Origin of the sequence: Aquisalimonas sp. APHAB1-3 (assembly GCF_048323695.1) — a bacterium.
In the GTDB taxonomy this organism is placed as follows: domain Bacteria; phylum Pseudomonadota; class Gammaproteobacteria; order Nitrococcales; family Aquisalimonadaceae; genus Aquisalimonas.
In genome coordinates this window covers 608,158-626,783 of sequence record NZ_JBLWFT010000001.1, presented here as the reverse complement: position 1 = coordinate 626,783, position 18,626 = coordinate 608,158, and the positions used below count along the sequence as shown (strand labels likewise).

General features: G+C 64.8%; 14 protein-coding genes and 1 pseudogene. 8 read left to right on the top strand and 7 right to left on the bottom strand.

The annotated features are described in order from the left end of the window. Window positions 1-89 precede the first annotated feature (89 nt). The 3 genes from aceA to clpA all read left to right on the top strand — a co-directional run bounded on the left by aceA (window position 90) and on the right by clpA (window position 4,372). On the top strand, window positions 90-1,367 hold the full coding sequence (gene aceA / locus ACNSTU_RS02895) for an isocitrate lyase (protein WP_418212060.1): 1,278 nt from the start codon (window positions 90-92) through the stop codon (window positions 1,365-1,367). A 317-nt stretch (window positions 1,368-1,684) separates the two neighbouring features. Next, complete coding sequence (clpS, locus tag ACNSTU_RS02890; protein WP_290632510.1) at window positions 1,685-2,008, top strand: ATP-dependent Clp protease adapter ClpS; 324 nt, start codon at window positions 1,685-1,687, stop codon at window positions 2,006-2,008. Window positions 2,009-2,092: 84 nt separating this feature from the next. Further along, entirely contained in the window at window positions 2,093-4,372 is a 2,280-nt protein-coding gene (gene clpA / locus ACNSTU_RS02885) for an ATP-dependent Clp protease ATP-binding subunit ClpA (RefSeq protein ID WP_290632508.1), read from the top strand. Between the two features lie 84 nt (window positions 4,373-4,456). On the opposite strand, the gene infA is transcribed toward clpA, so the two are convergent. From infA to ACNSTU_RS02865, 4 genes are all read right to left on the bottom strand, one after another. Beyond that, window positions 4,457-4,675 (bottom strand): translation initiation factor IF-1, encoded by a 219-nt coding sequence (gene infA / locus ACNSTU_RS02880; protein WP_290632506.1) that lies wholly within the window; start codon window positions 4,673-4,675, stop codon window positions 4,457-4,459. A 103-nt stretch (window positions 4,676-4,778) separates the two neighbouring features. Then, the gene (locus ACNSTU_RS02875) at window positions 4,779-5,543 is read right to left on the bottom strand and encodes an arginyltransferase (protein WP_290632504.1); all 765 of its coding nucleotides are present in this window, start codon (window positions 5,541-5,543) and stop codon (window positions 4,779-4,781) included. Beyond that, complete coding sequence (aat, locus tag ACNSTU_RS02870) at window positions 5,540-6,274, bottom strand: leucyl/phenylalanyl-tRNA--protein transferase (protein WP_290632502.1); 735 nt, start codon at window positions 6,272-6,274, stop codon at window positions 5,540-5,542. The genes ACNSTU_RS02875 and aat overlap by 4 nt, the downstream gene beginning before the upstream one ends. 9 nt (window positions 6,275-6,283) lie before the next feature. Next, on the bottom strand, window positions 6,284-7,432 hold the full coding sequence (locus tag ACNSTU_RS02865; protein ID WP_290636844.1) for a GNAT family N-acetyltransferase: 1,149 nt from the start codon (window positions 7,430-7,432) through the stop codon (window positions 6,284-6,286). Window positions 7,433-7,780: 348 nt separating this feature from the next. On the opposite strand from ACNSTU_RS02865, the gene ACNSTU_RS02860 reads away from it, so the two are divergent. The 4 genes from ACNSTU_RS02860 (at window position 7,781) to serS (ending at window position 13,493) form a co-directional block, all read left to right on the top strand. Continuing rightward, window positions 7,781-10,102: a DNA translocase FtsK gene (locus ACNSTU_RS02860; protein WP_418212059.1), complete on the top strand. Its 2,322-nt coding sequence runs from the start codon at window positions 7,781-7,783 to the stop codon at window positions 10,100-10,102. Between the two features lie 78 nt (window positions 10,103-10,180). Continuing rightward, window positions 10,181-10,813: an outer membrane lipoprotein chaperone LolA gene (gene lolA, locus ACNSTU_RS02855; RefSeq protein ID WP_290632498.1), complete on the top strand. Its 633-nt coding sequence runs from the start codon at window positions 10,181-10,183 to the stop codon at window positions 10,811-10,813. A gap of 2 nt (window positions 10,814-10,815) precedes the next feature. Continuing rightward, entirely contained in the window at window positions 10,816-12,120 is a 1,305-nt protein-coding gene (locus ACNSTU_RS02850) for a replication-associated recombination protein A (protein ID WP_290632512.1), read from the top strand. 98 nt (window positions 12,121-12,218) lie between these two features. Continuing rightward, window positions 12,219-13,493, top strand: a complete 1,275-nt coding sequence (serS, locus tag ACNSTU_RS02845; protein ID WP_290636843.1) for a serine--tRNA ligase — start codon at window positions 12,219-12,221, stop codon at window positions 13,491-13,493. Between the two features lie 24 nt (window positions 13,494-13,517). Here serS and cysB read toward each other — a convergent pair whose 3' ends face one another. Next, window positions 13,518-14,498, bottom strand: coding sequence for an HTH-type transcriptional regulator CysB (gene cysB / locus ACNSTU_RS02840; protein WP_290632494.1), 981 nt, complete (start codon window positions 14,496-14,498; stop codon window positions 13,518-13,520). 506 nt (window positions 14,499-15,004) lie between these two features. Here cysB and cobA point away from each other — a divergent pair. Next, window positions 15,005-15,835: pseudogene (cobA, locus tag ACNSTU_RS02835) on the top strand (uroporphyrinogen-III C-methyltransferase); the annotation flags it as partial. 214 nt (window positions 15,836-16,049) lie between these two features. Here the strand turns inward: cobA and ACNSTU_RS02830 are convergent. Both ACNSTU_RS02830 and ACNSTU_RS02825 read right to left on the bottom strand, forming a co-directional pair. Then, window positions 16,050-16,721: a Bax inhibitor-1/YccA family protein gene (locus ACNSTU_RS02830; RefSeq protein WP_290632492.1), complete on the bottom strand. Its 672-nt coding sequence runs from the start codon at window positions 16,719-16,721 to the stop codon at window positions 16,050-16,052. Between the two features lie 120 nt (window positions 16,722-16,841). Next, entirely contained in the window at window positions 16,842-18,524 is a 1,683-nt protein-coding gene (locus tag ACNSTU_RS02825; RefSeq protein ID WP_418212058.1) for an isovaleryl-CoA dehydrogenase, read from the bottom strand. Window positions 18,525-18,626: the final 102 nt, after the last annotated feature.

Sequence of the window (18,626 nt, the reverse complement as noted above, 5' to 3'; positions counted from 1 at the left end):
TCGCGCCGAGCACCCTCGCTCCGGCGCGAGACAGGTTCACCGATTTCAATATCAGGGGCGATAATCGCCCGGATTCGGGAGGCAGTTCGATGAGCAACGATCAGGCAAAGATCGCGGAACTCAAGAAGGAATGGGCGGAAAACCCGCGCTGGAAGGGCGTTGAGCGCGGTTATTCGGCCGAGGAAGTGGTCCGCCTCAGCGGCACCGTTAAGGTGGAGTACAGCCTGGCCCGTCGTGGCGCTGAAACGCTCTGGCAGCGCATGCACGAGATGCCGTATGTCAATGCACTGGGCGCCATGAGCGGCAACCAGGCAATGCAGCAGGTCAAGGCCGGCCTCAAGGCGATCTACCTCTCCGGCTGGCAGGTTGCCGCGGATGCCAACCAGGGCAACACCATGTACCCGGACCAGTCCCTGTACCCGGTGGACTCCGTGCCGAATGTGGTCGAGCGCATCAACAACGCGCTGCTCCGTGCCGATGAGATCAACCACGCGGAAGGCGATGACAGCGTCGACTGGATGGCTCCGATCGTGGCCGACGCAGAGGCCGGTTTCGGTGGCGTGCTGAACGCGTTCGAGCTGATGAAGGGCATGATCAAGGCGGGTGCCGCCGGCGTGCACTTCGAGGACCAGCTCGCGGCGGTGAAGAAGTGCGGCCACATGGGTGGCAAGGTGCTGGTGCCGACGCAGGAAGCGGTGCAGAAGCTGATCGCCGCCCGCCTGGCGGCGGACACCATGGATGTGCCGACCATCCTGGTTGCCCGCACCGACTCCCTGGCGGCTGATCTGCTGACCAACGATGCCGACGAGCGGGATATGCCGTTCATCACCGGTGAGCGCACCTCCGAAGGCTTCTACCGCGTCAAGGCCGGTGAAGAGCAGGCCATCGCCCGCGGTCTGGCTTATGCGCCTTACGCCGATCTCATCTGGTGTGAGACCGGTACGCCGGACCTGGACTTCGCCAAGCGGTACGCCGAAGCCATCCGCAGCGAGTTCCCGGACCAGATGCTGGCCTACAACTGCTCGCCGTCCTTCAACTGGGCGAAGAACCTGGACGATGCCACCATCGCCAAGTACCAGCGCGAGCTGGGCGCCATGGGCTACAAGTTCCAGTTCATCACTCTGGCTGGCTTCCACGCCCTGAACTACTCCATGTTCACCCTGGCGAAGGGCTACAAGGAGCGGCAGATGAGCGCCTACTCGGAGCTGCAGCAGGCCGAGTTCGCCAGCGAGAAGGACGGCTACACCGCGACGCGCCACCAGCGCGAAGTGGGTGCCGGCTACTTCGACAACGTCACCAACACCATCCAGGGTGGCGAATCCTCCGTGACCGCCATGAAGGGGTCCACCGAGGAGGAGCAGTTCTGAAGACTGCCCGCTGAGGTGCTGCTCTGCCACGGGCGGAGTAGCCGTCGAAGCCCGGTCATTGCGATGGCCGGGCTTTTTTGTGCGCGGCTTCGCTTGATTTCGGCGGGCTGCGGCCGCACATTCAGGACATGCAGGGCAGGTTCCTCCGTAATCGGATCGTAGCGGTCGAGCTGACCTCCGCGCTTCCGCGCTCGAACGGATTCTCCTCCGCATCGCGGTGGTCCGACCGATTGTCCCGGATTGGAAGCGGCGTCGGCCTCTCTTAAAATGGGTGGTATCAACCAACCCTTCGCAACGATCTGTGAGATGGATACGCCATGAGTGACGAGCGTCGTGACCAACAGGGTGATGACGGGGTCTCCGTCCAGGAGGCCAAGCCGAGTCTGAAACGGCCGCCGCTGTTCCGGGTACTGCTGCTCAACGACGACTACACGCCGATGGAGTTCGTCGTGGATGTGCTGGAAACGTTCTTCAGCATGGACCGGTCGCAGGCCACCCAGGTGATGCTGCAGGTCCACACCAAGGGCAGCGGGATCTGCGGGGTGTACAGTCGCGATGTGGCCGAGACGAAAGTGGAGCAGGTCAACGATTACGCCCGTGAACACAATCATCCGTTGATGTGTACTATGGAGGAAGCGTGACCCTGGCGGGGAACTCCCCGCACCTGGCGCCAGTCCACCGGATAGGGCGCTATCCTGAGTGACGTTATTGAGAGGTGAGCACGCATGCTGAGCAAAGAACTTGAGTTCACGTTGAATCTCGCGTTCAAGGAAGCGCGGGAAAAACGGCATGAGTTTCTCACCGTCGAGCACCTGCTGCTGGCGCTGACCGACAACCCGACGGCGGTCAACGTGTTGCGGGCCTGCGGCGCCAATCTCGACGATCTGAAGAAGGATCTCGAGGCGTTCCTGGATGAGACCACGCCGCTGCTGCCGCCGAACGATTCCCGCGAAACGCAGCCCACGCTGGGATTCCAGCGAGTGCTCCAGCGCGCGATTCTTCACGTCCAGTCCGCCGGGATCAAGGAGGTGACCGGTGCGAACGTGCTGGTGGCCATCTTCAGCGAGCAGGAATCGCAATCGGTGTACTTCCTGCACAAGCAGAGCATCACGCGACTCGACGTCGTGAACTACGTCTCGCACGGGATCTCGAAGGTTTCGGGCGATCAGGAATCCAGCAGCAACGATGCATCGAGCGCCGAAGTGGAAGAAGACGCCGCAGTGGACTCCGGCAGCAAGTCGCCGCTGGAGAGTTTCGCAACCAACCTGAACGAGAAGGCGCGCCGTGGGCGGATCGATCCGCTGATCGGGCGTCGTCAGGAAATCGAGCGCACCGTCCAGGTGCTGTGCCGCCGGCGCAAGAACAACCCGCTGTTCGTCGGGGAGGCAGGGGTCGGCAAGACCGCCATCGCCGAGGGGCTGGCGAAGCTCATTGTCGACGGCCAGGTGCCGGACGTGCTCAAGAAGAGCACGATCTACTCCCTGGACATGGGCGCACTGGTGGCGGGCACCAAGTACCGCGGTGACTTCGAGAAGCGCCTGAAGGGGCTGCTCAAGCAACTCGAGAAGACCGACGGTGCGGTGCTGTTCATCGACGAAATCCACACCATTATCGGCGCCGGTTCGGCGTCGGGTGGTGTCATGGACGCCAGCAACCTGCTCAAGCCCATGCTGGCGAGCGGCGAGTTGAAATGCATCGGGTCCACCACGTACCAGGAGTACCGTGGCATCTTCGAGAAGGACCGCGCACTGGCACGGCGTTTCCAGAAGATCGACGTGCCCGAGCCGACCGTGGAGGACACCTTCCGGATTCTCCGCGGACTCAAGACCCGGTTCGAAGAGCACCACGGCGTCAAGTACACTGACAAGGCCCTGCGCTCCGCCGCGGAGCTGTCCAGCAAGCACATCACCGATCGCCGCCTGCCGGACAAGGCCATCGACGTGATCGACGAGGCCGGGGCGCGGCTGCGGCTGATGCCGCCGTCCAAGCAGAAGAAGAGCATCGGTGTTCTGGACATCGAGCAGGTAGTCTCCAGCATGGCGCGCATTCCGCCAAAGCGGGTCTCCAACTCCGACATGAAGGTGCTGGAGACGCTCGAGTCAGACCTCAAGGAGCTGATCTACGGCCAGGACGAGGCAATCACGACGCTGGCATCGACCATCAAGATGTCCCGCGCCGGGCTGGCTGCGCCCGAGAAGCCCACCGGGTCGTTCCTGTTCGCCGGGCCAACCGGCGTCGGCAAGACCGAGGTGACCCGACAGCTGGCGAAGCTGATGGGGGTGGAGCTGATCCGGTTCGACATGTCCGAGTACATGGAGCGGCATACGGTCTCGCGCCTGATCGGTGCACCTCCGGGCTACGTGGGGTATGACCAGGGCGGCCTGCTCACCGAGGAGGTCATCAAGCATCCGTACTCGGTGCTTCTGCTCGACGAGATCGAGAAGGCCCACCCGGATGTCTTCAACCTGCTGCTGCAGGTAATGGATCACGGGACGCTGACGGACAACAACGGCCGTCATGCGGACTTCCGTAACGTAATCCTGGTGATGACCACCAACGCCGGGGCCGAAGAGATGAGTCGCCGGTCCATCGGCTTCACACCGCAGGATCACTCCTCGGATGGTCTGGAAAAGGTGCGCAAGGCGTTCACGCCCGAGTTCCGGAACCGCCTGGACGGCATCATCCAGTTTGCGCCTCTGGATGGCGTCACCATCCGCCGGGTGGTCGACAAGTTCGTGGACGAGCTTGCGGCGCAGCTTGCGGAGAAGAACGTCATTCTCCGGGTCGACGAGACGGCCAGGGACTGGCTTGCGGAGCGTGGTTACGATCCGCAGATGGGCGCACGCCCCATGGGCCGCCTCATCCAGGAGAAAATCCGCAAGCAGCTTGCGGAAGAGCTGCTGTTCGGGCGGCTTTCCAACGGTGGAGAGATCATCATCCGGGCCAGGGATGATGATGAACTCGGCTTCGAGTTCGCCGGAGGAGAGGAAGCGGTCACGGAGTAACCACGCGGCACGACGGGACGAAGCCTCGTCCCGTCGGTCTTTCTCACCTTCGTCGCTCTGCCAGGGGCGACGCGGATCGCGCAATCAGCGTGCGCGGTAGGTGATGCGCCCCTTGTTCAGGTCGTAGGGCGTCAGCTCCACCGTCACGGTATCGCCCGTGAGAATGCGGATGTAGTGCTTGCGCATCTTGCCCGATATATGGGCAGTCACCACGTGGCCGTTCTCCAGCTCCACGCGGAACATCGTGTTCGGCAGGGTCTCAACGACTTTCCCCTGCATCTTGATATGGTCGTCTTTCGCCATGCAGTTCTGCACCTCGTGATCAACGTTAATCGTGCGTCGGTTCTCCGGCTGCGGCGGATCGAGCCGCCTGGCAGCCGGTAGGCCATACGGCCCGGATCGGCCGTTACGTGTGTGAGTCGGATGGTTCGCCGTGCGCGGACGGGGTCCCGGGAGGGGCAAGGCGCTCCCAAGCGCCGCTCCGATAGACCTCGCAGTGCCGATAATCTGCCTTGTAGCGCATCTTGTCGCACTCGGCGATCCAGTATCCGAGATACACGTAATCAAGGCCGTACCGACGAGCCGCGTCAATTTGCCACAAAATCGCATAACTACCAAGGCCGCGACGGGTCTCGACCGGATCGAAGAATGTATAGACCGCCGAAAACCCGTCGGCAACGAGATCGATCACAGTCACGGCTAGCAAGCGGCCATCCAGGCGGAACTCCACGAACCGGGTTTCGGCCCAGGGGCAGATCAGGAAATCCGTGTAACCCGCCTCGTCGTGCGCATCCATGCCGCCGCCGGGGTGCCGTGTGCTCAGGTAGTGGCGGTAGAGATCGAAGTGCTCCCGATGAAACCCCGCGCTCCGCACGGTCGACCGAAGGTCGCCGTTAAGGCGCCAGCACCGGCGCTGCCGCCGTCGTGGCTGAAACTCCCTGGCGGGAACGCGCAGCGACTGGCAGGCATTACAGGAGGGGCAGCCGGGGTGATAGATGTACCGCCCGCTGCGACGCATTCCCTGGCGGATCAGCGCGCTGTAGTGACCATTCTTCAAGGGGAAGTTCGGGTCCACGAACACGGTCCGGGCGGTGCGGTCCGGCAGATAGGCGCATTCGTGATCGCCGGTCACGTAAAGGGAGAGGCGTCGGGAACCCTGGTCGGAAGTCATGGCCGCCCCGGCTCCCGCGCTGCGTCCAGCGCCTCATCGAAGCGCCAGGTCCCGGGGTGGTCCGGGTAGTCCAGTGCGCGCTCCAGGTCGTCCAGAAAGAGGGCGCGCGGCCTCTCCACCGCGCCCAATCTGGCCAGGTGCGGCGATATGATCTGACAATCAACGAAATGGAAGCCCCAGTGCTGCAGTTGCCGGGTCAGCGTGACCAAGGCGAATTTGGAGGCGTCGGTCGCACGGCTGAACATGGATTCACCGAAGAAGGCGCGCCCAAGGGAGACGCCGTAGAGTCCACCCACAAGCCGCATTCGGTGCCACACCTCCACCGAGTGCGCGATGCCACGCTCGTGGAGGTGGCAGTATGCATCGTGCATGTCTTTCGTGATCCACGTGCCCGTCTCCTGCCCCCGAGGGGCGGCACAGGCCGTGATGACAGCCTCGAAGGCCGTGTCGAGGCTCAGCTCGAAGTCACTGTTGCGCAGCCGTTTGCGCAGGCTCCGACCCACATGCAGGGCGTCGGGGTAGAGCACGCCACGCGGGTCCGGTGACCACCAAAGAACCGGTTGATCCTCTTCGAACCACGGGAAGATCCCGCGCTGGTAAGCTGCCAGCAGCCGCCGCTCGGACAGGCTGCCGCCGATGGCTACGAGCCCGTTCGGGCGCGTCAGAGCGAGATGCGGGGAGGGGAATTCGGTCTCCTCCGCATCATCAAGCCAATGGATCCGCCGCTGCATGCCTGAACCTCACTCGTTCCCGCGCCCGATACGGTAGGGGGTATGTGCGTGCATCTCCTCAATATACCGCTCAACCATCGGCGTCTCACGATGCAGAAAATCGGCGATCGCTTCACGGAATCGCGGATCGGGAATCCAGTGACACGATCGGGTTGCCGTCGGCAGAAAGCCCCGACTGATCTTGTGTTCGCCCTGCGCACCCGGTTCGAAGCGCTGGATTCCGTTGGTGATGCAGTACTCGATGCCTTGATAATAACAGGCCTCGAAGTGCAGGCCCGGGACGTCTTCAAAGCATCCCCAGTACCGTCCGTAGAGTGTCTCGTCATCCCGGAAAAGCAGCGCGGCTGCGAGCATGCGGCCGTCGCGCCACCCCTGGACCATGAGCACCGACTCGCCCAGAGTCTGCCCGCAGTGGACAAAGAACTCTGTCGTGAGCAGAGGCACGTTACCGTGCTCATGGAAGGTGCGGGCGTAGAGGGCATGAAACGTGTGCCACTCCTGTTCCGTAATGGTGTCTCCCGTCTTTAGCACCACCTCCACACCGGACTCTCTCGCCTGGCGGCGCTCCCGGCGTATGCTCTTGCGCCTCCGGGAGGTGAGCGTGTCGAGGAAATCCTGGAAATCGCGATAACCGGGGTCGTTGTGCCAGTGGAACTGGCACCCCGTCCGACGCAGTAACCCGGTGGCCTCCAGTGCCTCGGACTGTGCCGGCGAGGGAAACAGCCAGTGGGCCGATGACAGGTCGCACTCCGCCACGACCGCTTTCGAGGCCTCCACTGCAAGCATCGTGGCTTCCGTGGCATCAAGGCCAAGCCTCCACAGTATCCGAGGCCCCGTGGCCGGAGTGAAGGGGACGGCGTGTATCAATTTGGGATAGTACCGCAGGCCGTGACGCTCGTAGGCGTCAGCCCAGGCCCAGTCGAATACGAATTCGCCCCAGGAGTGGCCCTTGAGGTAGCCGGGGACAGCCGCGGCCAGGCCTTTTGCGTCGCGAAGCAGCAGGTGGTGCGGCAACCAGCCGATGTCCGCGGTGATGCACCCGGTGGTCTCGAGGCCCGCGAGAAACTCGTGCCGGAGAAACGGCACCTCGGTGCCCCGGAGTGCATTCCATTCGTCGCTGGAGATGGTGGTGAGGTCGGTGACGACAGCTGCGTCCATGACGCGATGTTACTCACCTTGCACCCCATAAGGCCAGGCTGGGAGATGCGCCGGCGCTGCGGCATGCTGTCACCCGCGCCGCTCATGCCGGTGTCGGGATCCGGGGACAACCAGCGTGTGATGACAGGATCCGGTACAATGCTTGGCAATGGCATCAAGCGGTCTCTTGCCGGAGTGCGGAGGTCCGCCCATCTTGCAAAAACCCGAAAACATAGTAAGTTGCAGCCAATTATTCATCTATGACATTATTTCTCGACTTCGCGCCCATCGCGACCGTGCCGCGGCGAATCAGCCGTCAGGCGGGGCTCTCGACGGTGGCTCCTCGTTCCGTGGATAGGCCGATCAGCCGTGGCTAGCTCCGACTCCGACTCCCGTTCAGACCGCAAGCTGCCTTCACCGCTCGGACATCATGTCAGTCGCGGCCTGAGGGAAGCGCTGCTGTTTCTGCTGCTGGCGATCGCCATCTATCTGCTGGTGGCGCTGGCCACCTACAGCCCCAATGACCCGGGCTGGAGTTTCAGTGGCTTCGGCGGGGCGGTGGAGAACGCGGGCGGCGTCGCCGGCGCGTGGTTCGCCGATCTGTTTCTGTACCTGTTTGGTTACCTTGCATTCCTGTTCCCGGTCATGATCGCTTTCTCCGGCTGGCTGGCCTGGTGCTGGCAGCGCCGGGACGGCGAGTTCCACTGGGGCGTCTTCGGTCTTCGCGCGCTCGGGTTCGTGCTGACCCTGGCCTCCGGTGCCGGGCTGGCTGCGCTGCATATCGAGGCATTTCCGGGCACCGTGCCGCTGCATGCCGGCGGTATCCTGGGCGACGTGATCGGTGGCTCGCTCGAGGCCGTGTTCAGCTTCCTCGGTGCGACACTGCTCCTGCTTGCCATCTTCCTGGCCAGCATCACGCTGTTCACGGGCCTGTCCTGGCTGAGCCTCATGGACCTGGTGGGACGCCTGTGTATGGACGGTGCCGCCGCCCTGGGGCATGGCGTCACGGTTCTGCGGGACACCTGGGCCGGGCGCAAGGCGCGGCGGGCGCGCAAGGATGTCCTGGTTCAGGACAAGGAAAAACGTAAGACGCGCAAGGCACCGCAGATCGAGCCGATTAAACCGGCACCGAAGCCGGGCAAGAAGGTCAGCAAGGAGCAGCAGATCCCGCTGTTCAACGCGAGCCCCACGGCCGATGGCCTGCCGCCGGTTTCACTGCTGGACCCGCCGCCGGAGCAGAAGGCCGGGTACTCGAACGACGCCCTGGAGGCCATGTCGCGGCAACTGGAGATGAAGCTGGCGGATTTCGGAGTGCAGATCGAGGTGGTGGCGGTCCAGCCCGGCCCGGTCATCACCCGCTTCGAAGCGCAGCCGGCGGCCGGGGTGAAGGTGAGCCAGATCAGCAACCTGGCCAAGGATCTTGCGCGCGCCCTGTCAGTGGTCAGCGTTCGTGTGGTGGAAGTCATCCCGGGCAAATCGGTGATCGGTCTGGAGATCCCGAACGAGCAGCGCCAGGTGATCGCCTTCAGCGAGATCGTCAGGGCGCGTGTGTGGGAGAAGGCGCAATCGCCGCTCTCCATGGCGCTCGGCAAGGATATCGGTGGTGAACCGGTGGTCGTGGATCTCGCCAAGATGCCGCACCTGCTGGTTGCCGGGACCACCGGCTCGGGCAAGTCCGTGGGCGTCAACGCCATGATACTCAGCCTGCTGTACAAGAACCGCCCGGAAGACGTGCGGCTGATCATGGTCGACCCGAAGATGCTGGAGCTGTCCATTTACGACGGCATTCCGCATCTGCTTGCGCCCGTGGTCACCGACATGAAGGAAGCGGCCAACGCGTTGCGCTGGTGTGTGGGCGAGATGGAGCGGCGCTACCGGTTGATGGCCGCTCTGGGCGTTCGCAATATCTCGGGATACAACCGCAAGGTGCGCGAAGCCATGGAGCGGGGCGAACCGCTGACGGATCCGCTCTGGAAGGCGCCCGAGGATGATCCCCAGGCTGCTGCGCCGGAGCTGGAAACGCTGCCGTTCATCGTGGTGGTGGTGGACGAGTTCGCCGACATGATGATGATGGTCGGCAAGAAGGTGGAGGAACTGATCGCACGGCTGGCCCAGAAGGCGCGGGCGGCCGGTCTGCACCTGGTGCTTGCGACCCAGCGCCCGTCCGTGGACGTGATCACCGGGCTGATCAAGGCCAACATCCCGACGCGCATGGCGTTCCAGGTCTCTTCGCGGGTGGACTCACGCACCATCCTCGACCAGCAGGGGGCGGAAGCGTTGCTGGGTCACGGCGACATGCTCTATCAGCCCACCGGCAGCAACATGCCGACGCGCGTCCATGGCGCCTTCGTTTCGGATAACGACGTCCATCGCGTGGTCAACCATCTCAAGGAGCTGGGTGAGCCCGAGTACGTGGACGGCGTCCTGGAGGAGTCGTCCGGTAGCGCGCCCATCCCGGGCATCCCCGGCGAAAGCGGCGGCGACGGCGAACAGGATCCCTTGTACGATCAGGCTGTCCAGATCGTTACGGAGACTCGACGGGCCTCCATCTCCGGTGTCCAGCGTCGCCTGAAGATCGGCTACAACCGCGCCGCACGTCTGGTCGAAGAGATGGAGAACAGCGGTGTGGTGGGGCCACTGCAATCCAACGGCGGCCGCGAAGTGATTGCGCCACCGCCGCCGAAAGACTGAGCCTGTCCCGTTGGTGGACCTGACGGTCCACCCTGCGGCGGGAGTCGGCACAATGATACCGGAACCGGAGGATGCACGATGCTGCGCAAGGCGCTGATGATCAAGGCCATGGCCCTCCTGATGCTAGGGGTCTCCAGCACGGTTGCCGCGGATGCGCGGGCGGCCCTGGAATCCTATTTCAGTGACGTGGAGAGCCTGGAGGGCGATTTCGAACAGATCGTGCGCGACGAAGACGGGCAGGTCATCGAGGAAAGCCAGGGCACCATGGCGATCCAGCGACCCAACCGCTTCGACTGGGTCTACGAGGCGCCGTATGCGCAGCGGATCGTCGCCGACGGCGAGCGTCTGTGGATCCACGACCAGGACCTCCAGCAGGTCACCGTCCGGCCGCTGCAGGAGACCCTCGGCACCGGGCCGGCGCTGCTTCTCAGTGGCGACCTCGCGGGGCTGGAGGAGCAGTTCAGCATCGAGGTGGCCGATGACGGCTGGGTCATCCTCAATCCCCGGGATGACGAGTGGGAAGTGGATGTCGTCCGTTTGCGCATGGGCGACGGCGCGCCCGCCGAAGTGGTGGTGGAGGACGGTCTTGGACAGAAAAACCAGCTGTTGCTCCACAATGTTCGCACCAACGCGTCTCTGGACGAAAACCGCTTCCGGTTCGAACCCGACGATGACATGGACGTGATCGAGCAGGGCGAGTCCCGGCCGTGACCATGGATGCACCCGTTCGGCCGCTGGCTGATCGGATGCGACCGCGCGCCATTCACGAGTTCCTCGGCCAGGAGCACCTGCTGGGCGAGGGCAAGGCGCTGCGCCGGAGCATCGAGGCCGGCCATCCGCACTCCATGGTGCTGTGGGGGCCGCCGGGAACCGGCAAGACCACACTGGCCCGGCTCGTGGCAGAGGCCAGCGGCGCGCGATTCATCACCATTTCCGCGGTCATGAGCGGCGTCAAGGACATCCGCGCGGCGGTGGACGAAGCGCGCATGTTGCGCGAGAAGGGGCAGGCCACCGTCCTGTTCGTCGACGAGGCCCACCGCTTCAACAAGAGCCAGCAGGATGCCTTTCTCCCCTACGTGGAGGACGGCACCCTGATCTTCATCGGCGCCACCACCGAGAATCCGTCGTTCGAACTCAACAACGCGCTGCTCTCCCGCGTGCGCACCTATGTCCTGCGCGCTCTCTCCAGGGAGGCCCTGCGCGGGTTGCTGGAGCAGGCGGTTGCCGACCCGGAGCGGGGCCTTGGCGAGCGCGGCCTTGCGGTATCGAGCCAGGCCCTGGACCAGCTGGTGGAGCTGGCCGATGGCGACGCCCGCCGCGGACTCACCCTGCTGGAAGTGGCGGCCGACCTGGCGGACTCGGGCACCATCGATGAGTCGGCCCTGGAGGAGGCGGCCGCGTCCGGCCTGCGCCGTTTCGACAAGGGGGGCGATGCGTTCTACGACCAGATCTCCGCACTCCACAAGGCGGTGCGGGGCTCGGATCCCAACGCGGCGCTGTACTGGTACTGCCGCATGCTGGACGGTGGCTGTGATCCGCTGTACATCGCCCGCCGTGTAGTGCGGATGGCGTCGGAGGATATCGGCAATGCCGACCCCCGCGGGCTGCAGGTCGCTCTCAACGCGTGGGAGGCCCAGGAGCGCCTGGGCAGCCCCGAGGGCGAACTGGCCATCGCCCATGCCATCACCTATCTCGCCAGCGTTCCCAAGAGCAATGCTGTCTACGCGGCTTACAACGCAGCGATGAAGGCCGCACGGGAGAGCGGCTCACTCGAAGTCCCGCTGCACCTGCGCAACGCTGCGAGCCGGCTCATGAAGGAACTCGGCTATGGCGAGGAGTACCGCTACGCCCATGACGAGCCCGACGGCTATGCCGCCGGCGAGGACTACTTCCCGGACGACCTCCCGCCGCAGCGCTTCTACGAGCCGCTTCCCAGGGGGCTGGAAGCCAAGATTCGTGACCGCTTCCAGCGGCTGCGCCAGCAGGACGCGGACGCGCGCTGGCGTCGCCGGAAGTAGGGCGACCGTCGTGGCCGCCCCGGGCCGCGCTTATTTTCCCGTCCGCGAGCCGGTACAATGCGCGCTCTGTCAGTCTGAGCCAGAAGGATCAACCGGATATGCTCGACCCTCGAGAACTGCGCAACGACCCGGAAGGGATCGCCGCGGCGCTAGCCCGGCGGGGATACACCCTGGATGTGACGGCGTACCGGCAGCTGGACTCCCGCCGTCGTGAACTCCAGACCCGCGCTGAAGAGCTTCAGAACGAGCGCAACCGGCGCTCGAAGGCCATTGGCAAGGCCAAGCAGCAGGGCGAGGACATTCAGCCGCTGCTCGACGAGGTCTCCAGCCTGGGCGAACAGCTGGACGCGGCCAAAGAGGCCCTGCGCGACGTGCAGACAGAACTCGACGCGCTCTATCTGGACATTCCCAACGTGCCGCAGGCTGACGTGCCGGTGGGCGATGACGAGGATGACAACGTCGAGATCCGCCGCTGGGGCGAGCCCCGTGCGTTCGACTTTCAGCCGCTGGATCACGTGGACCTGGGCGAGCGCGGTGGTCTCATGGACTTCGAAACCGCGGCCAAGCTTACCGGTTCGCGTTTCGTGGTCCTGCGTGGCCCCATGGCGCGGCTGCACCGGGCGCTGATCCAGTTCATGCTGGACCGGCAGGGGGGGCGTGGCTACGAGGAGGTCAACGTCCCGTATATCGTCAACGCCGACTCCTTGCGCGGGACCGGTCAGTTGCCCAAGTTCGGCGAAGACCTGTTTGCGCTGTCGGGCGACCAGGAGTACTACCTGATCCCCACCGCCGAGGTGCCCGTCACCAACCTGAGCCGGGACAGCATCCTCGAAGCGGATGAGCTCCCGTTACGGTTCGTCTGCCACACGCCCTGTTTCCGGGCGGAAGCCGGCGCCCATGGCAAGGACACCCGTGGGATGATCCGCCAGCATCAGTTCGAGAAGGTGGAGCTGGTGCAGCTGGTGCGCCCGCAGGACTCCGATGCGGCGCTGGAAGCGCTCACCGCGGACGCCGAGGCGATTCTGCAGGCCCTGGAGCTGCCCTATCGGGTCGTACTGCTGTGTGGCGGCGACATGGGCTTTTCCGCCGCCCGAACCTACGATCTGGAGGTCTGGCTGCCGGGGCAGGAGCGCTACCGCGAGATCTCGTCCTGCAGCAACTTCGAGGCATTCCAGGCCCGCCGCATGCAGGCGCGCTGGCGCAACCCGGATACCGGCAAGCCAGAACCGCTGCACACGTTGAACGGCTCCGGCCTGGCCGTGGGGCGATGCCTGGTGGCATTGCTGGAAAATTACCAGGAAGCCGACGGCCGCATTCGCATACCGGAGGCCCTTCGTCCCTATTTCGGTGGCAGGGAGTGGCTGGCTGAGTAACCGGCGCGACGGGGCGGGCCGGCGTCAGTGCTCGGCCAGCTCCGGCTCCAGTTCGCGGAACAGCGCGTCCCGGTCTTCCTGGGCCCGCGTGGCCATGGCCCGATCGACAACCTCCCGCGTCAGGTGCGGGGCGAACAGGCGGATGAACTCGTACATGTACCCGCGCAGGTAGGTGCCGCGCCGGAAGCCGATATTGGTCACACTGGATTCGAACAGGTGCCCGGCCGGAATGGCTTTCAAGCCGTCGTCCCGCTCCGGCTCGTAGGCCATGGAGGCGACAATACCGACACCGAGCCCCAGGCGCACGTAGGTCTTGATCACCTCGGAGTCCGTTGCCGTGAACACCACTTCCGGTTCCAGCCCTCGCTGACGGTAGGCCTTGTCCAGTTTGGAGCGTCCGGTAAACCCGAAGACGTAGGTCACCAGTGGGTATTCCGCCAATGACTCCAGGGTCAGCGGATCCTCGTTCAGCAGGGGGTGGCCGTCGGGGACAATCACACTGCGGTTCCAGCGGTAGCACGGCATCATCACCAGATCCTCGAACAGGTCGATGGCCTCGGTGGCGATGGCGAAGTCCACACCGCCGTGGGCGGCGAGCTCCGCGATCTGCATGGGCGTTCCCTGGTGCATGTGCAGACTGACGCGCGGGTAGTGCTCCCTGAACGTACTCACGACGCCGGGCAGGGCGTGGCGCGCCTGGGTATGGGTCGTGGCGATGGAGAGGCTGCCGCGGGCGTCGTCCAGGTGCTCCTCGGCGATGGAGCGGATGTTCTCCACATCCCCGAGGATGCGGTGAGCCGCCTGAAGAATATCCTGACCCGCCGGCGTGACTTGCGTGAGGTGCTTGCCGCTACGCTCGAAGATCTGGACGCCGAGCTCTGACTCCAGCATGCGGATCTGTTTGCTGACCCCGGGTTGTGACGTGTAGAGCGCTTCGGCCGCGGCCGAGACGTTGAGGTCGCGACGTGCAACCTCGCATATGTAGCGGAGCTGGTTCAGTTTCATGGTCACTCCGAGCGCCGAATATTTATAACGAATTCATATATGAGTAAACGAAAAACGAGCTTTTGTAAATAAAGAGAGGCGGTTAGCCTGTTGCGAACACGACAGGCATGGAGGTGAGCAATCATGGAGATCCAGCGACGATGACAGACACCCTGATTCTGCGGTGTAGCACGGGCGGACGTCCGGTGTTGGTCATGGGCGCCGTACCGGACGCGGAATACTGGCTGGACGCCCTGACGCTGCGCACAACCCTGTTCAGGGGGTGGGATGCCGCGGCAACCGTGCCGGGCGTCGCCCCCATGGAACGTCCCCGGGACGCCTCGTCACTGGACGAAGCGGTCGCCGGCAGCGTACTGGTGATCATCCTCGACGAGCAGGCACCGGAGTTGGCGTCGGTGATCCGCGCCGCCCGGGCGGCGAACGTACCGATCTGGGTTCCCGGCCGTCCGGAGGCGGGCACGGCCGAGCCGGTCCTGCCGGAGAAGCGCAGGCCCGCTCGGCAGACGGCCGATCATCCCGAGCAGACTGTAAGTGCGACGCGCGCAGCTGGCGGAACAGCGACCGGCTTCGTCAGCCTGGTCGGTGCCGGTCCCGGCGCGCCGGATCTGTTGACGCTCCGCGGGCTGCGGACGCTGCAGCGGGCCGATGTGGTCATTCACGACCGTCTGGTCGCCGCCAGCCTCCTGGCGCACGTGCCGCCCGATGCCGAGCGCATATTCGTGGGTAAACGCCGCAGCAACCACGCTGTTCCGCAGGAGCAGATCAACCAGCTGCTACTGGACCGTGCGCGGGAAGGAAAACATGTGGTCCGACTCAAAGGGGGCGATCCGTTCATCTTCGGTCGCGGTGGCGAGGAGATCGAGCACCTCATGGAGGCGGGCGTGCCGTTCCAGGTGGTCCCGGGTGTGACCGCCGCCAGCGGCTGCGCGGCCTATGCCGGCATTCCGCTCACGCACCGGGATCACGCCCAGTCCTGCGTGTTCGCCACCGGGCATCGGCGGGAGGGTGAACTGGATCTGGATTTCGATGGGCTGGTCCGGGACGGTCGCACACTGGTGTTCTACATGGGGCTGCATAGCCTCCAGGATCTCTGCCACGGGCTGATCAAGCACGGCATGCGCGCCGACATGCCCGCGGCTCTGGTGCAGCAGGGCACGACCGTGGCGCAGCGGGTGGTCACCGCGCCCCTGAGTGCGCTGCCCGAAACCGTGGCCCAGTCGGGGATCCGTGCGCCGACGCTGCTGATCATCGGTGAAGTCGTGGGGCTGCGGGACCGGCTGGGCTGGTTCGAAGGCACGCGTGAACCCATGGCCTGGGCGGAGAACCCCGACCGGTGACGGTAACAGCGCCATGGTGGACCTGAAGGTCCACCCTACGACCGTACCGATCGCGCGGGGCATGCCGGGTGTGCCGGGAGTCACGGTCACGCCGTAGGGTGGATGTTTACATCCACCATGGCGCTGCAACTCCCGAACTCCCGACATCGTGCAAGAAACAAAAAAGCCCCGGAAGAACCGGGGCTTTTTTTGACTGCGTGCCAATGGCGTGCGGTCAGTCGTCGCCGCCGAACGCCATCAACAGATGGAGCAGGCTGGTGAACAGGTTGTAGATGGCGATGTAGAGCCCCACCGTCGCCATGATGTAGTTGGTCTCACCGCCGTGGATCATGGCGCTGGTCTGGTAGAGGATCAGTGCCGACATGAGCAGGATAAACATGGCGCTCACCCCGAGCATCATGCCCGGCATCTGAAACACCATGGCGCCCAGCCCGGCGAGAAACGCCACCAGGATCCCGGCAAACAGGAACCCACCCATGAAGGAGAAATCCTTGCGGGTGCTCAGCGCATAGACCGAGAGGCCGATGAAGATCGCCGCCGTACCGCCGAAGGCGGTGAGGATGATTTCGCTGCCGTTGGAGACCGCGGTCAGATAGAAACTCAGGATCGGCCCGAGGGTATACCCCATGAACCCGGTGAGGGCGAAGACCGACGCCAGCCCCCAGGCGCTGTTTCGCAGCGCGTTGGTCAGGAAAAGCAGACCGAAGTACCCCGCGAGAACGATGAACCAGGGCATGGGCGGCGCGTTGCTCACCATCGCCACCCCGGCCATGACGGCGCTGAACGCCAGCGTCATGGACAGCAGGACGTACGTGTTGCGGATGACCTTGTTGGTCTCGATCGCCCGTGCACCGGACGTGCTGACGACACGCTCGTGGCTTGTCATTGGACTAGTGCCTCCTTGATGTGACCGATTGGCCGGACGTCGTTGCAATGTACGCCCGGCCGACGTTCCCAGTTTACCGCGATCCGTCGCGGCCGACGACAGCCGAAGGGCCGCTGAAGATCACTCCTCCTGCGGCGAGGCTCGACTGAGGATGATGTCCGCATCCAGTCCACCAGGCAACCCCCCGTAGAGCAGAGTGCGATCGGGTCCGAGCCGCGCGGCACAGAACGCATCGGCGATGGCATGGTGTCCTGCGCGAACCAGCAGCCCGGCCTGCAGGGCAAGGACCAGGTCTTCCACCAGGGAGCGGGCTTCCATGGGCAGCTCCGCGTGGCCGCCCAGGCGGTTCTCGATCCGCTGGGTGGCGGCGTCCAGATGCCGGTTCTCGCCCTGGGCCCGACGAAGTTCATCCATGACGGCCTGGACGGTCTCCGGGCTCTTCTGCATGGCGCGCAGCACGTCCAGGCACTGGATGTTGCCGGGCCCCTCCCAGATGGCGTTCACCGGCGCCTCGCGGTAGAGCCGGGGAAGGACGTGTTCTTCCACGTAACCGGCACCGCCCAGGCACTCCTGCGCCTCGGTTATGTGACCTGCCGCGCGTTTGCAGATCCAGTACTTGCCCAGTGCCGTGGCGATACGCGCGAACGCCGCCTCGGCGGGGTCGTGTTGCTGGCGGTCCAGGGCGGCCGCCACGCGGAATGTCAGCGCCGTGGTGCCCTCGACCTCCAGAGCGAGGTCCGCCAGCACGTTGCGCATCAGCGGCTGTTGCAGCAGTGTGCTGCCGAACGCCTTGCGGTGTGCGCAGTGATGCATGGCGTGGGCAAGGCCGTGGCGCATGAGGCTGCCGGAGCCGATCATGCAGTCCAGACGGGTCTGCGCGACCATGTCGATGATGGTGGCCACGCCGCGGCCTTCTTCGCCGACCATGACCGCATGGGCGTTCTGGAACTCCACTTCGCTGGAGGCGTTGGAGAGGTTGCCGAGCTTGTCCTTGAGGCGCTGGATGCGGAGGGCGTTCACGCTGCCGTCAGGGCGCCAGCGCGGCAGCAGGAAACAGCTCAGGCCGCCGCGGGACTGCGCCAGCACCAGGAAGGCGTCCGACATGGGCGCCGAGAAGAACCACTTGTGACCGATCAGCTCGTAGTCACGCCCCGGGCCCTCGGCACCAACGGGAACCGCCCGGGTGGTGTTCGCGCGCACGTCCGAACCGCCCTGTTTCTCGGTCATGCCCATGCCGAGCGTCACGCCGGCTTTCTGTTCCGGTGGCAGAAAGCGGGCGTCGTACTGGCGGGAGAGAATGCGCGGCTCCCAGAGTCGCGCCACATCCGGCTGATGACGCAGGGTGGGCACCGCCGCATGGGTCATGGTGACGGGGCACATGGTGCCGGACTCGGCCTGATTGTGGAGATACATCAGTGCCGAACGCACCACCTGGGCACCGGCCCCGGTCTGATCCCAGGAGAGGGCGTGCAGGCCGTTGCCAATGGCCGCATCCATGAGCTGGTGGTAGGCGGGATGGAACTTTACCTGATCAACACGGTGGCCGTACCGGTCGTGGGTTTGCAGTTCGGGAGGATTGCGGTTGGCGTCGAACCCGGCCTCCCACAGCTCATTGCCGACGCGCTCCCCGTAATGTCGCAGCTGGTCCTCGCCCCAGCCGCCGCCTTCGCGGTGGACGGCGTCGCGGAGCGCCGTGTCGGTGGTGTAGAGGTTGCGACCCTCGAACGGGGGCGGCTGATTGTCCACTTCATGGGTCTGCCAGCCGGCGGCCGGGGGCAGGTCCTGCGCGTTGTTCGCGGCCATGATCTCCTCCTTGCAAGCGGCGCACGCTCCGCGCATCGGCATGCCGCCGGGCGCGCGATCCTGTTCTGATATGCGATGATGCAACTGCGCAGACGGCGAGGC